The organism is Longibaculum muris (assembly GCF_004343035.1).
Classification (GTDB): Bacteria; Bacillota_I; Bacilli_A; order Erysipelotrichales; family Coprobacillaceae; genus Longibaculum; species Longibaculum muris.
This window is the reverse complement of the sequence record NZ_SMCQ01000016.1, coordinates 41,996-61,213: the sequence shown is the minus strand read 5'-3', so window position 1 is coordinate 61,213 and position 19,218 is coordinate 41,996. Positions and strand designations below refer to the sequence as shown.

Annotated in this window: 10 protein-coding genes; 2 read left to right on the top strand and 8 right to left on the bottom strand. The window is 29.0% G+C overall.

Annotated features, from left to right (window positions below):
• The 6 genes from EDD60_RS10915 to EDD60_RS10890 form a co-directional block, all read right to left on the bottom strand.
• Positions 1–690: an alpha/beta fold hydrolase gene (locus EDD60_RS10915; RefSeq protein WP_243646668.1), complete on the bottom strand. Its 690-nt coding sequence runs from the start codon at positions 688–690 to the stop codon at positions 1–3.
• Positions 691–739: 49 nt separating this feature from the next.
• On the bottom strand, positions 740–2,113 hold the full coding sequence (locus EDD60_RS10910) for an APC family permease (RefSeq protein WP_243646667.1): 1,374 nt from the start codon (positions 2,111–2,113) through the stop codon (positions 740–742).
• Between the two features lie 57 nt (positions 2,114–2,170).
• Positions 2,171–2,341 (bottom strand): hypothetical protein, encoded by a 171-nt coding sequence (locus EDD60_RS10905; RefSeq protein WP_243646670.1) that lies wholly within the window; start codon positions 2,339–2,341, stop codon positions 2,171–2,173.
• Positions 2,342–2,442: 101 nt separating this feature from the next.
• Complete coding sequence (gene argS / locus EDD60_RS10900) at positions 2,443–4,104, bottom strand: arginine--tRNA ligase (protein ID WP_132226408.1); 1,662 nt, start codon at positions 4,102–4,104, stop codon at positions 2,443–2,445.
• 72 nt (positions 4,105–4,176) lie between these two features.
• Complete coding sequence (cls, locus tag EDD60_RS10895) at positions 4,177–5,688, bottom strand: cardiolipin synthase (protein WP_066448043.1); 1,512 nt, start codon at positions 5,686–5,688, stop codon at positions 4,177–4,179.
• Entirely contained in the window at positions 5,685–6,080 is a 396-nt protein-coding gene (locus tag EDD60_RS10890; RefSeq protein WP_066448045.1) for a DUF1934 family protein, read from the bottom strand. Before EDD60_RS10890 ends, cls begins: the two co-directional genes overlap by 4 nt.
• Before the next feature lie 62 nt (positions 6,081–6,142).
• Between EDD60_RS10890 and EDD60_RS10885 the strand changes: the two genes are divergently transcribed.
• Entirely contained in the window at positions 6,143–8,011 is a 1,869-nt protein-coding gene (locus EDD60_RS10885) for a transglycosylase domain-containing protein (RefSeq protein WP_066448047.1), read from the top strand.
• A gap of 39 nt (positions 8,012–8,050) precedes the next feature.
• On the opposite strand, the gene EDD60_RS10880 is transcribed toward EDD60_RS10885, so the two are convergent.
• Both EDD60_RS10880 and EDD60_RS10875 read right to left on the bottom strand, forming a co-directional pair.
• Positions 8,051–14,782, bottom strand: a complete 6,732-nt coding sequence (locus EDD60_RS10880; RefSeq protein WP_066448049.1) for a dockerin type I domain-containing protein — start codon at positions 14,780–14,782, stop codon at positions 8,051–8,053.
• Between the two features lie 47 nt (positions 14,783–14,829).
• Positions 14,830–18,516, bottom strand: coding sequence for an Ig-like domain-containing protein (locus EDD60_RS10875; RefSeq protein WP_165973146.1), 3,687 nt, complete (start codon positions 18,514–18,516; stop codon positions 14,830–14,832).
• Between the two features lie 257 nt (positions 18,517–18,773).
• Here EDD60_RS10875 and EDD60_RS10870 point away from each other — a divergent pair, with 257 nt between their 5' ends.
• Complete coding sequence (locus EDD60_RS10870; protein ID WP_066448052.1) at positions 18,774–19,163, top strand: helix-turn-helix domain-containing protein; 390 nt, start codon at positions 18,774–18,776, stop codon at positions 19,161–19,163.
• Positions 19,164–19,218: the final 55 nt, after the last annotated feature.

Genomic DNA, 19,218 nt, shown 5'->3' with positions numbered 1-19,218 from the left:
TTACTCCTCCTGATGACATGCATTTAAAAAAAGCTCAATTTCTCTTATTGTTTGCTGAAAAGAATCCCTTAATAAAAAATGATTCCCTTGTTTAATTATTTTCACAACACAATAAGGGATAGACTCTCCTATCTTCAAAGTATCAGCTTTTTTTATCATATCATATTCGCCTGCCATAACCAATACTGGAACATGAATATTTTTTAAATCATCATAGGAAATTTGTGGCTGACGTAACATTAAACAAGATAATCGAAATGTTTTTCTGGCTTTTTTATTGTATAAACAAAAAGGTAACAAACAAATCATTTCAATATAAAATGTCAATCGATAAAATGGTTTAATCATTGATGGCTTGGTATTCGCTCCAATACTTACAATATGTTGAAGTCTTTGATCACTCATTCCAAGTAATAAAGAAACAATAGCTCCATCACTAAAACCAATACAATCATAAGCTTCAATAGCCAAAGAAGTTATCACACTTTGCACATCTTTAGCCATTTGTTGATAAGATAACTCACCTTGGCAAATAGATTGACCATGATAACGTGAATCAATTAAAATACAGCGATACTGTTGAGATAATATCTGAACTGCCTGATCAAAAATATGATGATCTTCATTATTCCCATGTACAAAAACCAATGGAAAACCATCCCCTATAACTTCATAATAAATATCCAACATGACCGCCTCCTTGTCCTATTATACACTTTTCATACCACGAAATAAATCTTTACTTTTGATGGAAGTGATAATAAACTTGAGAAATCAAATAAACCAATCCACATATGAAAAGATAATATATAAAATATTGACTTTGCATACCACCAGATAAAATAATAAAAGATCCTAATGTTGCTAGAAATGGACAAATCACACCTTTAAAAAAGCTTTTTATTTCCTTTCGACGATATAATTGATAAACTTGATAATACAAAACAATATAAAGCATATATGCCATCGAAATAGCAATCTCAGAAACATCACTATTAGGTAATATATTAAAGCGAGTACATAAATAATGGATGACCATCCATATTGTACAAACTACAAAAGCAAAAATGGCTGAATAAACAGGAATGTCCAACTTCTCATCAACCTTCTTTAATTGAGCTTCCCAAAGAAACATTCCTTTACGTAAAGCTAATGAATAAGGCATACGCATATATCCAGTCACCAGTCCATTAACAGTTCCCATTACCGAAATAATCACAAAAACAACAATCATCTTAGCAAATGTATTTCCTAATAATGCACTTGCTGCAACACTGACATGTGCATCACCTAATGCCATTACTTGATCAACGCCTAAATAACTCGTTATTCCAACAAAATATAGAGTATAGATAGCCAAAACAATTAAAGGCGCAATTGTTAATGCTTTGGGCATAGCTTTTTTAGCATCTTTGACTTCATGGGCAATAGAAGTCGCAACAATCCATCCATCATATGAATAAGCAATGGGACCTAAGGCCATAATCCAACTTGAAGATAAAAGCGTAGTTGGACCAATATCGCCAAGTCCTGCCAGAGGATCACCAAAAAGAATCCCCAATATTCCTAACAACAGTAAAGGTAACATCTTAATAAAAGTTGAAACATCCTGAAAGATTGCTCCTAACTTAGGAAGTAAAATGTTATAAACAAAACAAATGCTTAAAAAGATAAACCCAATGATCATCTGTAATTCTAAAGAGGCTTGAAGATGAAATAAAATATCAACATAAACCCCAATCACCCAAGATACCACTACAGCAATCGTTGGATAATATATAAAAGTTAAAAACCAACCAAATCCACAAGCTGTCTTAGCATTCACAAACTCTTGAGCGTAAGTCACAAGTCCCCCTGGTTCATTTGTTTTCGCTGCAAGCTCACCAACACTTAAACTGCCAAAGATAATTGCAATCGCAGCTAAAACAAATAAAATAACTCCTAACATAATACTACCATTTGTCGCAATTAAAATATTATCACTCTTAAAAAAGATACCAGAACCTATACAAGTGCCAACAATCATTGTAATTGCCGTAAGTAAACTATATTTTTCATGTTTATTTTTCTTCATCATATCTTCCTTTTCATCATAATGCATCAATTCTACCATGTCTTTACTTTCAACACAACTCAAATGATTTCAAAAGAAAAAGAGATGTTCCCATCTCTAGTTATAATCATCTTCAACTAATCCATCATCATCTTCTTCATCTGATGTATCTTCTTCCTCATCAGCATAGATATCATTCATATCAATATGAACTTCATCAAATTTATGACGGCTTCTTAAATCCCAACGATTTTCACCAACTGTAATTAAACGACCATCTAAAGTAATATTAGTATAAAATAATGATTCGTTTTCTTCTTTTTCTTCTTCATTAAATCAAATGCAACATCTACCATTGAACTTTGTTTATAATCAATCATAATATCCTCCTACATTTTTTCAGGTGCACTTACACCAACTAAATTTAATGCATTCTTTAAAGTCATTTGACTTGCTTTTACTAAAGCTAATCTTTGTGAAGATAATTCTTTATTTTCTTCATCTATAACATAACAATCATTATAGAACGAATGGAACAATTGAGCAAGTTTTTGAATATAATTTGTAATTTTATGAGGTGATCTTTGTTTTGCACTTTCAATAATTTCATTTCTAAATTCATTAATATGTTTAACAAGTTCAATTTCTTTTGGATGAACTAATAATTCAAAATGATCAGCTACATCAATTTGTACTTGCTTAGCTTGTCTTTCAATTGAACACATTCTTGCATGGGCATATTGAGCATAATAAACTGGATTATCATTAGATTGTGATTTTGCCAAACCTAAATCAAAATCAAATGGTGAACTTGCTGCCTTAGATACAAAGAAATAACGAGTTGCATCAACCCCAATATCTTCAATTAAATCCTTAATTGTCACAGCATTACCAGTACGTTTACTCATTTTAACAACTTCACCGTTTTCTACCATTCTGACCATTTGCATAATATCAATATTCAATTGATCAGCATTATATCCTAATGCCTGAATAGCTGCTTTCATACGATTAATATAACCATGATGATCAGCTCCAAGTAAATCAACTAAATATTCATAACCTCTATCCAACTTATTTAAATGATATGCAATATCTGGTGTCAAATATGTATAACTTCCATCTGATTTAATCAAAACACGGTCTTTATCATCACCAAACTCAGTTGACTTAAACCATAAAGCTCCTTCAGCTTCATAAGTATAACCTTGATCTTTTAACTTTTGAATAGTTGGTTCAATCTTATTTTCCTCATATAAAGATGTTTCACTAAACCATACATCATGAACAACTCTAAATTCTTTTAAAATATCTTTAATCTTTTGTAATTCATGTTCTGTACCAATTTTTCTAAAATAAGCAATAGCTTCTTTTTCATCAACATGTTGGAATTTATCACCAAATTCATCTTTAATCTTTTGAGCAATATCAATAATATCTTTTCCATAATATCCATCTTCAGGTAATTCTTTTTCAATTCCTAAAGCTTGTAAATATCTAGCATATAAAGATAATGCTAAATTCGTGATTTGATTTCCCGCATCATTAATATAATATTCTTTAGTCACATCATATCCAGCAGCACTCATGATACGACAAATACTATCACCTACTGCTGCCCCTTTAGCATGTCCTAAATGTAAATCACCAGTTGGATTAGCTGAAACAAATTCAATGTTATATTTGATTCCTTGTCCAAAATCAGTTTCTCCATAATGTTCTTTCTCTTGTAAAACTTCCTTTAAGATAGATGTCATAGCATCTTTCTTTAAAAACAAATTAATAAATCCTGGTCCCGCAATTTCTACATGATCAATATTCCCCATATCTTTATCAATTGCATTGACTATCCCTTGAGCAATTTCTCTTGGATTTCTTCTTAAGACTTTTGTTAATTGCATTGCAATATTACTTGAATAATCACCATGAGCTTTATCTTTTGGGATTTCAATGACTATTTGTTCAAGATTATAATCTTCTACATATCCTAAATCAATAATTGCTTTTTGTAAGACTTTCTTTAAAGAAAGCTCTATTTTATTAACAGCCATAGTATCCTCCTTTACGCTTTTTATCATACTTTAAATACAATATCATATTTGACGATATAGTCAACATTTTTCTTACATCAAAGGGGCAAATAATCGTAAAATTGCTTCATAAATTCCTCTAAAGCGTCGACTATATTTTAAATCTATTTTTTCGCTTAAAGCAAGTGTTTCTTTAAAATCTTTTGAGATATCTAAAATCGTTTGTTTTTGGGTTAATAAGACATTACATTCAAAATGTAAATAGAGACTGCGATAGTCAAAATTAATTGTTCCTACCGTTGCAATTCTTTGATCACATAAAACCATTTTAGCATGTAAAAAACCTGGTTTATATTCATAAAACTCAATACCCTCTTGAATTAATGGGTAATAATAAGAACGCGTGACACGATAAACATTTTTCTTATCAGGAACCCCAGGGGTAATGATTTTTACTACGACTCCTTTACGTCGAGCTAAAATTAAAGCTTTCATCATTGTTTCATCAATAATAAAATAAGGAGTCATGATTAAAATTTCATGTTTAGCCTGCTGAATCATATTTAAATAAATGTTTTCGCCCGTACGTTCTTCATCCAAAGGTGAATCTCCATAAGCGACCACATACCCATCATTTAAAAGTGTATCTTTTTGATTAAAAGTTGGACGATATTGAACATAAGATTGATCTTGATGCTTATAAGCATTCCAAGTTGTCAAAAACATTGTCGTTAAATTCCATACTCCGTTACCTTCTATACGAATGCCTGTATCTTTCCAATGCCCAAATCGCATCTTTGCATTAATATATTCATCGGCCAAATTAAATCCACCACTATAACCAATATAGCCATCAATCACACAAATTTTACGATGATCACGATGATTCATCGCAACTGACAACATTGGTACAAAAGGATTAAAAACAACACATTGTATACCCGCTTGTTCTAATTTCTTTTCAAAACGATAAGAAACAGTCGTTAAACTTCCGACATCATCATAAATAAAACGTACCTCAACACCCTCTTGAACTTTTTGTTTCAATAATTCCAAGATTGTTTCAAACATCATCCCTCTAGCAACGATAAAATACTCCATAAAAATATAATGCTTAGCATTCATAATATCTCTTAATAAATCCACATAACAATAATCACCTAAAGCATAATATTTGGTTTGAGTATTGGTATATGTTCCAAACCCTAAATCAGCTAAATAAGTTAAACCATCTTTTTTAAATTGTTCATCTTTATCACTCATTTCATCTTCCATAATCAATTCATCTTGAATATCATCAATCACATGTTGAATCCTATGACGCAAGCGACGACTTGGTTTCTTATTTCCAATCATTAAATATAAAAGTCCACCAAAGACTGGAAACACCAAAATAAGAATAATCCAAGATAATTTATAAGAGGAATTTTCATCTTTGTTGACAAGCCATAAAACAACCGCCATACTTAAAACTTTTAAAGCTGTATTAAGCCATTGATATGATGCTAAAACACTACTTGTCATCAAGACAATCCAGATCATTTGTAAAATAATCAACATTCCAAAGATAAAAATACGACTGATAAAGACTTTTAAAAGTTTCATGCACCCTCCTGAAAACTATCAGGAATCATAGTCATTAAAATATAAACTGTTGAAATCAATCCTCTTTGATCATGTAATTCATATTTCATCTTGATTCTTTCTTCATTTGCTTCAAATTTAAGCAATCTTGTTTTTAAAGGAACACTACCATAAGGTAATTTGTATTGATTCCAATGATCTTTATGAAAATCAAAATACAATAAAGAATCTCCATGACTTAAACTGACTCCATTTTCATCATAGCTCATATCTATCTTACCCGCTTCTGTTTCAAAACTTACTAATGTCTTTTCACCATTATGTAAAATTCCTTTTGCTTTGTATTCAATTGTTTCGCTTTGACCATCTTGTTTAAAGATAGCTTTATAATGAATATTTTTTGTTTGATACATTTTCCATCACCAGTGAATATTATAACATACTTTTGTTAAAAATGAGAGATGAGGTGATAGAGTTGAAAATTTTTATAAAATGGATACGTAGAATTGTCATTGCTTTTTTTGTTTTTATGATTATTGTCTACACAACTAGTTATATGATGCCTGCTCCAATTCTAGGACAAGGACATTATATTAAATTATATGATAATCAAAATCAACTCTATTATCAGTCTAATCAACAAAGTAATGATGTGACTTTAAAAGATGTTTCAAATGATTTTATTAAAAGTATTGTAGCGATTGAAGATCATCGTTTTTATCAACATCGTGGATTTGATCCGGTTGGGATTATGCGTGCTATTAAAGCGAATTTATTAGAAAGCAAGAAGGCTGAAGGAGCAAGTACAATTAGTCAGCAATATGCTAGATTAATGTTTTTAACCAATGATAAGACTTGGTCAAGAAAGATTAATGAAGCTTTCTTAACAACCCGTTTAGAGGCACATTATAATAAGAATACAATTTTAGAAGGATATATCAATACGGTTTACTTTGGTCATGGGATTTATGGAATTAAAAATGCTGCTCGTTATTATTTTAATAAGCATCCAAAAGACTTAGATTTGAATGAATCAACTTTATTAGCTGGTGTTGTGAATGGTCCAGAATACTTTTCACCATTTAAAAATATGAAACGTGCTAAAGCTAGACAAAAGATTGTTTTAGATCGACTGGTTGAAGAAAAATATATTACTCAACAAGTCGCTAGTAAAACCTTACAAACCCCATTTCAACTCAATCAAGACCGTTCTTCATCTTTAATCAATGCTTATCCTTATTTTAAAGATACTGTTATCCAGGAATTAAAAGATTTAGGTTTCTATAGTGAAGATTATATTAATCAAGGCTTAAATGTTCAAACAACCTTAAATAGATCTGTACAAGATGAATTAAATCAAACAGTCTCTCAATTAATGAAAGATCGTGATGAATTAGAAGTTTCGAGTTTAATTGTTGACAATCATCAATCAGGTGTTTTAGCTATGATTGGTGGTAAAGACTATGAAACTTCACAGTTCAATCGTGCAACTCATGCAGCCCGTCAAATTGGTTCAACTATGAAACCTTTGCTTTATTATGTAGCTTTAGAAAATGGCTTTTCTCCCACAACAAAGTTTAAGAGTGAGCCTACAACTTTTAAATTAGATAATGGAAAAACTTATTCACCGACTAATTTTAATAAGAAATATGCTTATAAAGATATTACTTTAGCTCAGGCAATTGCTGTGAGTGATAATATTTATGCAGTAAAAACACATATTTTTTTAGGTGAACAGGCTTTGGTTAATGCTTTATCGAAATTTGGTTTTACTCATATTTCCCCACATCCTTCTTTAGCTTTAGGAACATTGAATACAAATATTTACGAATTATCTAAGATGTATACAACTTTTGCTAATGAAGGGATTTATAACGATGTTCATACAATTTCCAAGATTACAAATAATAATGGAGATATTCTATATGAATATAAACCAACAAATAAAGAATTACTCAACAAAGAATCTTGTCTAATCTTAAATCAGTTATTAACTGCACCTTTTGATAAAAGATATAGTACTTATGCTTCAGCAACAATGGCCAACTATCCAACCAAAACGAAGTTTGCTGTGAAAACAGGTTCAACCTCTTTTGATTCTTTATGTGCTGGCTATAATCCCAATTATACAATTTTAAGTTGGACAGGTTATGATGATAATCGTGAAATGAATATGGCATCTGATTCTAAAATTCCTAAGGTTATTTTTCAAACTATGGCAAATAGTTTACAAAAAGAGGATGTTTGGTATAAACCAACAAAGAAATTACAACAGATTCCTATCAATCCTATTTCAGGAGATTATCTGGAAAATGGCATTATTTATTGGTTTAAAAATTCATAGAAAAAGACTGAGAATGATTTATTCATTCTCAAGTCTTTTTTATTCTTTATTAACACAAATTCTTAATACTTTTTGAGCATCCGCTGAAGTAATTTCACCATCACTGTTTAAATCAGCTAATATCAATTGTTCGTCATCTAGTTCAACTTTTCCAACACAGTATCTTAAAATTAATTGTGCATCCGCTGAAGTAATCTCACCATCCCTATTGACATCTCCTAACATGTATGAAATGTCTGAAACAACCACTTCACATTTCACTTCAACTTTATAACCAGAACATTCTACTGTAATTGTTGCTGAACCATTAGCAATGGCAGTAACATTTCCATTTTCATCAACATTAACAATTCTATCATCAGAAGTTGTCCAAATTAATTTTGCATCTGGAATATTTGTTTCAGCCTTTAATTCAAATGTTTCATTTGGTTTTAAACGAAGTGACATTTCATTCAAATGAATATATGGTGCAGTTAATTTTGTATAAGTAATTGTTGCAGAAGCAGTTTTACCTGATTTTGTTACCACTACAACCTTATATGTACCATTATCTTCAATTGAATATCCATTTTGATAACTGTCAGTAATATTTTCTTCAGCTTGATTATTCTTTTGAATCTTCACAAGGCCAATTCCTGATTGATCAGCTTTTACATGAATTGTAAGCTTATCTCTCATTTCTGTACTTTCAGTATTACCACTTAAAGTCACTTCTGGTTGTGAATTATCAATATTTGTATAAGTGATTGCTTTTGTAGCTTCTTGACCATCACTTGTTGTTAATTTAAATTCATATTTTCCATTTTCAGTAATCTTATAACCATCTTGGTATGAATCTTTAATATCTTTTACCAATACGTCATCTTTATAAACTTTTAAAGAAGTTACAACTGTATTTTTAGGACTAATAATGAATGATACTGTATCTTCAGTAAGATATTCTTCATCTTGATTAGAATCAATATCAAATTTCAAAGTCATATCTGGAACATAGATATTATTATAAGTGATTTTTTGAGTAAATTCTTGATCAGATGTTGTTGTAACGGTAACTGTATATGTTCCATTTTCAATGATTGTTTGCTTTTGCTGATAAGTACTTGTAATATCTTGAGGAGTTTCATTATCTTTTTGAATTGTTACCTTTTTCACTATATCTGTGTTTTTAAATACAATCTCTAATAGATCACTCATAACTTTGTCTTGATTATTTCCAATTAATGTTAAGTATACAGGATTAGTATCAAGACAATTGTAAACTATCTTTTGTTCATCTTCGGCACCCTTTTGAGTTACTACACGAACTGTATAAGTACCATTCTTTGTGACTTCATAACCATTTTTATAAGATGAAGTAATATCTTCATAATCATTACCATCTCGCTTGATTCCAACATATTGAATATTATCATTATCATCAATTGTTAAATCAATTGATAATTGATCTTTTTCAACAATTTTATCTGTTTGACCTTTTAAATGAATTTCTAATGTTGCTAATCTTTCAAAATCATATGGTGTAACTGTTTGGTTACCAGCATTATCAGTAACTCTAACAATTAATTGTCCTTCGAAGTTAGCAGGTACTGTTGCAGTTGTTCCAATTGTATATGGACAATTTGCTTCATTTTGACCTTTAGCGACTAATTTGTATTCAACACTCTTAACACCACTTAATTCATCAGTTGCTTTAATATTAATCTTTCTACCCACTTTTTGAATCACTGATCTCAATTTCGGACTAATATCAACGATTTCAGATAAAGGACGTTCTTCATCGACTTTAACATTCACAACAACAATATTTGACTCTTGATTATTTTCATCTACAGCTTTTATATAAAGTTTATGTTCACCATTATCAATAGCTGTTTCTGGATTATATTCTTCAAAATTCTTTCCATCTCGGCTCACTAAATATGTGATCTTAGAATCATTATCTGACTGAATATTAATATTCAATTCTACTTTTTCATTTGCCCATGCATTTCTTTCAATGGTTTCATTAGATTCTGTTTTTTGACCAACAACGTCAATCTTTAATTCACTCTCTGTTTGATCTAATTCATTTGTAACATTGAATCCTAAATGTCCGTCTGGTAAAAACTCATTATATTCATCTAAATAAATGGACTCATTCACTTCATCTGTTGCTTTTAAAGACAAGAATGAATATTCACCAGTTTTGAATGTTTCATCAACACTCATATAAACTTTATATTTTGTATCTGCTAATTGTGCTACCTCACTACAATAAAGTTTATCTTCATAATTTCCAAAATATACCTTAATATCTTGAATAGCTTTATTAAATTCTACTACAAAACTAATTTCCTTATTGTCACTAGCATTATAGTTTTCTTCATTTTGAATATCAGAAATATTAACAACCTTTAAAGGTACATGATTTTCTATACCACAAGCGACTTCAAAGCAATGTTCTGGTTCAAAACTACATTCCATCTCATCACCATCAACTTGATATGTTATATAACGTAAATAATAGATATCATTTTTAAGATTACTACTAATTTCAACATCTATTTGCCACTTATGTGCATCTATTTGCTGAATTGTAACATCTGGGATTGTAAAATTATAATTATATGAACGAATATCTGCTGATGTTAATTTAAATTCTTGATCTGATTCAACGATATATGAATAAGTTCCAGTTTCTTTATAAATAGATTGATTTGTTGTAACTGGAGTAATATTAAATCCAACATCATCGTGACTTTCATTTTCATATAATGTTTTTACTTTTACTGAATCAAGATTCCATAATTTCCAATGTGTATCTTGATTATCAATATCAAAACAATATTCATTATCATATTCAAAGATAATTCTACTTAATTGATATTGACTTAATGGACTAAAATTATAAGCATTAAATTCATAATGATAAATGTATAAACCATCTTTTTCTTCCATATTAATCAATGAAGAATAAGTATCTGTATAATATTCATCATTAATATTTTCCCATTCAAAATCAAGCGATAAATTATTGATTTTCTTATTAAGAGTAACATCTACTAATAATTTTTCATCAATATTATTTAATTCTGTTGGACCATTAAATTTAATCGAAGATACATTATCAATTGATGGCATATTACATTCAACATTATTTGTAAATTGAATAGTTGAATAATAAGATGGATCTACTTGATAAGGTTTACCATCATCCCAAACCTCAAATTCATCAATGTGATATACTCCTGGTTTTTTAGCATCGGTAATATTTACACCATAAGTATATTCATAACCATTTTCTACTGGCTTAACTGACATTTCATAGGCATTAATATAATCACCAGCCACATTAATAAAATTAATATTACTAAAACCGACTTCTTTATTGAATACAGCTTTAAAAATGAGTTTATCTCCTACTTCATTGAAAACAAGATTATCTTCAGGAGTTACAGAAATAATTTTTAATTCTTCAACTTCTTCTTGAGGCAAATCAACTTTAAATTGAATACTATCTAACTCATTAGCAAATACATTTAATGTTGAATTATTTTCATAATCATTAGGATAACCCACATGATTTCCATATTTATCACTAATTTGAAGATTAGAAAAATGATACTGACCATTTTTTAATTGACCATTTTCTCCGAAATATAATTTAACAGCATACAAATGATTACCTAAAGAAATAAAATTATTCCAATATTCTTTATCATTTTCATCTGCTAAAACAAATTGACTTGAATTCAACGAAATATCCTCATCAAATTGGAAATAATAAGTATATTCTCCAGCTTCTTTATATATTTCTTTATTAGATGAATGACCATACATTTTTAATAACTTTGGTGCATCTAAATCAGATATACCACATGACACTTTAAATCCTAATCCTGACAAATAATAATATCCTCTACCATTATCATATATATTATAATCATTAGAATTATCATATATACCACTCAAATTTATGCTTCGAATATAATAATCACCATTAAATGTTTCATGATCAATTTGACAAGTAATTTTATACTCTTTATCTGCTGTTTTTTCTATTTTATAACTTACATTAACATATTTATTAACATAACCTTCTATTGCAAATTGAATATTTGAATGATTTATATTGATATCAGCTGAAGTTGTTAAATAGAAAATAGCTTTTCCATCTGAACTATAATTAGTCAAATTATTTTTATCAGCAACAAGTTTCTTAATCTTTGGAGCTCTTTCATATTGACGTCCACATTCTACATAATATTTTACTTTTTCAAATACTTCTGAATATTCTTCAGAGCTACGATAAATTTCATTTGATTGATCATTAAGATTAATATTGATTCTTTCTAATCTGTATTGACCATTCAATGTCATTTCATTAATATCGATTTCAAATAACCATTTTGTTCTTTCGTTATTTGTTGCCTCTCCACTTATATAGCTAGATCTTGCATAGGTTATATTTTCTAAATTCATACTTATACCAGAAACACTTTGATCTGTTTCTAATGAAATAGAGACCTTACCATTTTTTGAATAAATATCTTGAATTTGATAATTGAAATGTGAAAGTTTCACATCGTTCATTTCAGTAATACCTGCTGAAACATTAACTTTTATTCCAAATATTTTTTGAATATTGGTATCATCACTACCTTGATGAGAATAGTAATAATTCTCATTTCCATGAGCATCTCTCAAGTTAAAATTATTGATCGAATAAACCCCATCAAATGAGCGGTTTGTTGTAAAGATTGTTACTAAATATTCACATTTAGATTCATCAATCAACTCAATTCGACTTGCTAAATATTCAGAATTGTTTGTTGAAAGACTGAAATTAGAATTATTTACATTTATTAATTCACTTGTTGTTATTTTAAAACTACAAGTATCATTTTTTGAAGTTATATTAAAATCTTGAGAATCATCAATTTGAACACTTGTTATTTTTGGTGCTTCAAAATCATCATGGCTATTAATAATCTCAAATTGAATTTGATCTAACTTCAACGAACTCCAAATATTTTCATGCGAAGAAAGATTGAAATATTCTCCATTACTTCTAAAATTTATATTTTCTAATTGATAGACTCCATTCCCATAAGTGTCATTGATATATCCCTCTACTGTCCCCTTTAATGCTTGAAAATCATATTCATCAAATGTAATTCTTACATTTGGATGATCTTTATTAACAAATTGTAGATTAACATCATTGACTAATTTTGTAAAATCTAATTGGAAATCTAATTTATCACCTGGTTTTACTTGTTTATTATTTTGTGTAAGTGATAAAGAATTTAAATAGGCCCTATCTTCACTTTGAATAATAAATCCTAAATTTCTTAAATCACTATCACCATAATTATCTATATCTTGGAATCCATTTGTTGCATATAAGTGTTGTATATTATATGAACCAGCTATCATATTTTCATCATAATGAATTGTATATGTCGCTGTTTTTCCATCAATATCTCCTACCACTCGATATGTTTGATTACTATTCATGCAATTAAATGTTAAATATGTATAACTAATGGTATGATTAAATTCGATAGTAATTTTATATTCTGGATTGTTTTTATTAAGGTATATCAAATCAGAAGGTTCTTTTTTTATATTGGTCATTTTTAGTTCTTCATATGTTACTTCTGAATCTTGAACAACAGTAAAACTTGGATTACCAAATGCATTACTATCAATATCATTTCTATTCCCATTTTCATCACATAAGCTTAATGATGATAATTGGTAATCACCAGCTTCTGTTTTTTCATCACAAATAAATTCTATAGTATACTCATGATTCCCAATACTCTTTAAATTCAGATTGCGTCCTGATATACACATAAAGGAATTTTCTAAATCAATGTCCTCATCATTTGTTAATTTAATAGTATAAATTACTCTATCTCCTTTAGTGACTGTTGCGCCATTATCCAAATTACATTTAATATCAACAAATTCTGGTGCATTAAAATCATCACTACCAAAATCAACTTTAAAAGAGATTTTATCTAATCCTAAAGATTGATAAAGTTCTGAATTTTTTTCAATATACAAATCACCAAAATTTAGTGATTCAAAAGAATATTGACCTTTAACAGCTGTCTGAGCATCTATATGATAAGTTAATTTATATTGTATATCACTAATAGGCTCTACAGACATACCAACATTTCTAGAATGTCCATTTCCATCTTCAACATTTAAATTAGCATTTGGCCATCTATTATAATTTTTATCTGTAGTAATAATAAATGAATACTCGCCTGTTTCTGTATAAACACTTTTATTATTCTTATCCAATTCTATTGATACAATGTGCGGTACGATTCTATCTGAATAAGTAAATTGTGCTTCATTAAGGTTTGTATATTTTATCTGATTGACTTCAATAGCAGATATAATAACATTTCGATTTTCTCCAAATCCAAGTTTTTCTAACTTGCCATTGACATATATCTTTGAAGTTAAATCATTTGTATAATATGACATTTCTTGTGTATATGTTTGTTTTGTTTCAATATCTTGAAAAGTAATACTTACATTTCCAGAACTATTGGCTTCTGTTAATTGATAGTCATCACGAGATGTGACTTCTAAGCTAAGATTTACACCTTCATCAAAATACTCTCCATAAAGCGTTAATGTAAGTTTTTCTTCACTATCAATTGCTTCACTTAATGGTTCTAAACCACTTGCATGGACGTTCATTGGTAATTGAACTAAAGTCAATACCATAATGAAAGCAAGTGCAACACTAATAACTTTTTTCATATTTTCCTCCCATATAGGGGAGGGTAGTTTCCTACCCTAGCCTGTTATTATAAATATTTTTTCTTTCTATAACTTAATGCGATAACTACTCCTGAAATAACCATTCCCATTAACTCCATACCAATAAGTGTCGTATCATCAGTATGAACTGCTTTATCATTCTCTTTTTGTGAATTTGTTTCTTCTTTTATTTCTACATCTTTATACAAAATAGCAAATTCACTAAATTTATCTGATTCAAATGTTAAATATTTTTTATCAGCAGATAATTGAGTTTTTAAAACTTCTATTTTTCCATCATGAATTCTAACAATTGTATATTCACGATTCTTACCAAGAAGATCTTTTGGAATCTCAATTGTTATTTTTAATGGTTTAGATAAATTTGTTAATTCATCACTTTGTTTTTCTCCATCAAATGAAGTTACTTGAGCTAAAACATCAATATTCAACCATGTTCCTACTTGATATTCTTTAAGAAGTCCTTGTTGAGATAATTGATTATTTAATTGTATTTGAGCTTCTTTATTTTCAACTTTTTGAGATTTAACAATAATATCTAATTTTCCACCATCATTTACAATTTCTTTAAATTCTTCTGGAACATTTTGATAAATGTCTTGAAGTTGATCTTGAGGTACAGATAATTGGATATCTTGATTATCAACAATGTAAGATGGCTTTCCTTTTTTGTTAACAACTTTAACATTTAAGGTTGCAACAATCTCACCATTTTTTGCAGATACTGTGATAACAACATTTCCCTTTTTAAGTGTTTTGATATTTCCTTTTGAATCAACTGTAGCAATTTCTTCATCAGAAGATAACCATGTTAATTTTTTAGAATCAGTTGTATTTTCAGGTAAAATTGTTACATAAGATTGATATGAATCACCAACTGTTAATTCTATAGATTCTTTATCCAATTGAATTGATTCCATTGGAATTTCATAAACTTCTATTTCCATTTCATCAAAAATTTCATCATTAAATTTAGAAACAACTTGAATAATTGCTTTACCAACTTTTAATCCTTTAATCTTTCCATTTTGATCAACAGTAGCAATTTTTTCATCAGATGAAGACCAAATGACAGCTTTATCATCAGTTGTATCATTAGGATTATATTTAACTTCCGCTTGTTTTGCTTCATTTATAACAATTCTTGGTGAATCTATATTAATTTCAATAGATTCTAATTTAATTTCTTTCACTTCTATTGTATGAATAGCTTCAAAACGTTTATTTCCAACATATCCAATAACGCTTATATCAGCAGTTCCTTCTTTAAGACCAGTTACTTTTCCATTTTGATCAACTTTAGCAATCGATGCATTACTTGTTTGATATTGAATATTTGTTAATTCATCAGTTGCATCACTAGGATTTTTTTGAATTGTTAATTGTGCAGTTTGTCCTTTTAATACTGTCTTGGCTCCATTTAATTCAATACCTGTTAATGGAACATTAACTTTAACAAGGCATTCTGCTTTTTGTCCAGCTATTGTAGCTGTAATTGTTGCTTTTCCACCTTTAATTGCTTCAAGTTCACCATTTTGATTGACTTTTACAACACTTGAATCAGATGATGTCCATTTAACTACTGTCTCATCTGTTGTATTAAGTGGTGTATATGTAGCAGTCAATGTAGCTTTCTCACCTTTTCCTAAATTTAAGTTTGTTTTATTTAAGATAACTTTTTCTACATGAATTTCTTTAACAGTTACAATAACTGTTGCTTTATAACTCTTTTCCCCTACATAGTAAGTAGCCGTAATTGTTGCTTTTCCTTCTTTCAATGCTGTTACTTTACCATTTTGATCAACACTTGCAACTTTTGCATCAGAAGTTGACCATTCTTTTTTAGTAATTTTATCATCATGATTTAAAGGACTTTCTTTAACTGTTAGTTCTTTTGTCTCATTCTTAATAAGTGTAAAATCATTTTGTTCAATCTGAATTTCTAATAATGGTTGTTTAATCGTTAATGTTATATTTGTTGTTTTATCTGCAACCGTTGCAATAATATCAACTGTTCCCTTTGATAACGCAGTAACTACACCTTTTTGATCCACTGTAGCAATAGATTTATCACTTGATTTCCAAGTAATTGTTTTATCTATTGTTGTATCTGTTGGATCATATTTAACAGTCAATGTTTGTGTATCTTTAACTTCCATTACATTCGCTTTACATTCAATAGTAATTCCCTTTAAAGGAACACTCACTTCAACATCACAAGTTGCTTTCTTACCTGCAATTACTGCCGTAATTGTTGCTTTTCCCCCAGCAATAGCTTTGATATGTCCATTTTTATCAACTGTAACAATCTTATCATTTGATGAACTCCATTGAATTGTTGTATCATCAGTAGTGTCTAGTGGTGCATAAGAGGCTTTTAAATCACCTTCATCACCCTTAATCAATTCAACTTTTGTTTTGTCTAAGCTCACACTTGTAACATGAATTTCTTTAACTTCTACTTTTACAGAAGAAGTTACTGTTCTATTTCCAACATAATATGTTACTGAAATAACAGCTACCCCTTCTTTTATTGCTTTTACATTTCCATTTTGATCAACAGTTGCAATCTTTTCATCAGAAGAACTCCAAACTTTTTGATCAATAACATCATCATGAACTGATGGATCCTCACTCACTGTTAAAGCCTTTTCTTTATTTTTAATCAGAGTAAAATCTGATTGATCAATTTTAATTCCAACCAATGGCTGTTTTACTTTTACTTCAACAGTAGTGCTCATACCCGCCATTGTTGCTTGAATAGTTGCAGTTCCACGTTTCACTCCTGTAACAATTCCATTTTCATCTACAGTAGCAATCGTAGTATCTAAACTTTTCCATGTTACTTTTTTATTTACTGTTGTATCTAATGGTAAATATTTTACAACTAACTGTTGTTTACTTCCAACATCAATAGCACTATCAAGCTTATCTATAGACAAACTTTCTAAAGGTATTGTAACAGTCACTTCACAAGTTGCTGCAAATTCACCAATAGCTGCTTTAATTGTTGTTTTTCCACCTTTGTGGGCAGTAATTTTTCCATTTTGATCAACACTTGCAATTTCACTATCTTCACTTGACCATTGAACAACATCAGTATTCGTTGTAAATTCAGGAATTTTACTCACAACCAATGTCTCAGTATTCCCTTTATCCATCACTAAACTTTTTTTATTTAATGATATTTGTTTTAATGGTGCATCAATTGTTATTTGTGTATTCTTAATTTCATTAACAAAATCAAGCTTTCCACCATTAACATCAGTTGATTTATAAACTTCTAATTGAATACCATGAGTTCCAACTGCTTCTTTTGTATTTAAGACTTCCATTTTAAAAGTTATTAAAATAGAATCGTCTATATTACTTTCAAATTCATCACCTTTAGCAACTGCAACTTTAAGTTTTCCAGGTGCAACTTGATTATACTCCACTGAAATTCCCAAACTACCCATACCTAATTTTGCAGACTTATATTTTAAAGCTTCTTCATCAAAATTAATATACAAATCAAATGCTGCAAACTTATCTTTAGGATACATTCTTAAATCGACATCAATAGTATGCCCTACACTTGCCTTTTCAGGTGCTGATAATTCAAATACTTTATGGGAAACATTTTCTGCCTTTACTGGATTCATTGTTATTAATGGAACAACTAACAACAATGACAAAACGAGTCCCCATATTTTCTGACATTTCGTCTTCATACTTTCCCTCCTGTTTCTATTCTCACAAAAGATAACATAAAATATTTCTATTTTTATACCTCTCATCATAATTATATATACTTTAAGAAACTTTAACAATAAATATTTTCTATTTTTATTATTTTTTGTTATTTTCCTGTGATTTTTTGGAATAATTTTAGAAACTGCATAACAACAAAAACGTAATTTAAGATACTTTTAAAGTGTTTACATGAAATTCTTATATAATATCCATAGATAGATAAGGAGGAGATATAATGAATACAATTGGTTCTAGAATTCTTAATCTAAGAGCAGATAAAGACATAAAACAAAGTGATTTAGCTAACCAAATTGGTATTACAAAATCTATGCTTTCTAAGTATGAAAATGATATCAATATTCCTAAAGCAGATATCCTTTCCAAGATTGCTGATGTCTTAGATACAACCACTGATTATTTATTATGTCGTACAAACAATAGTGCTCCTCTATCTAAAAATAACCAAATTAAATTCTTAGATGACTATCATTTTAAAATCTATAACATCGCTGATGAATTAAATCTAGCTAATAAAATCCGTCTCCTTGAACGTGCCAATACATTACTAGATTTACAAAAAGAACAAAACAAAAATCAAATCAATCCATTAAAAAAAGATCAATAAGTATACATGCTTATTGGTCTTTAAATTTATTTTCTGAAATTAAATTGTTATAAAC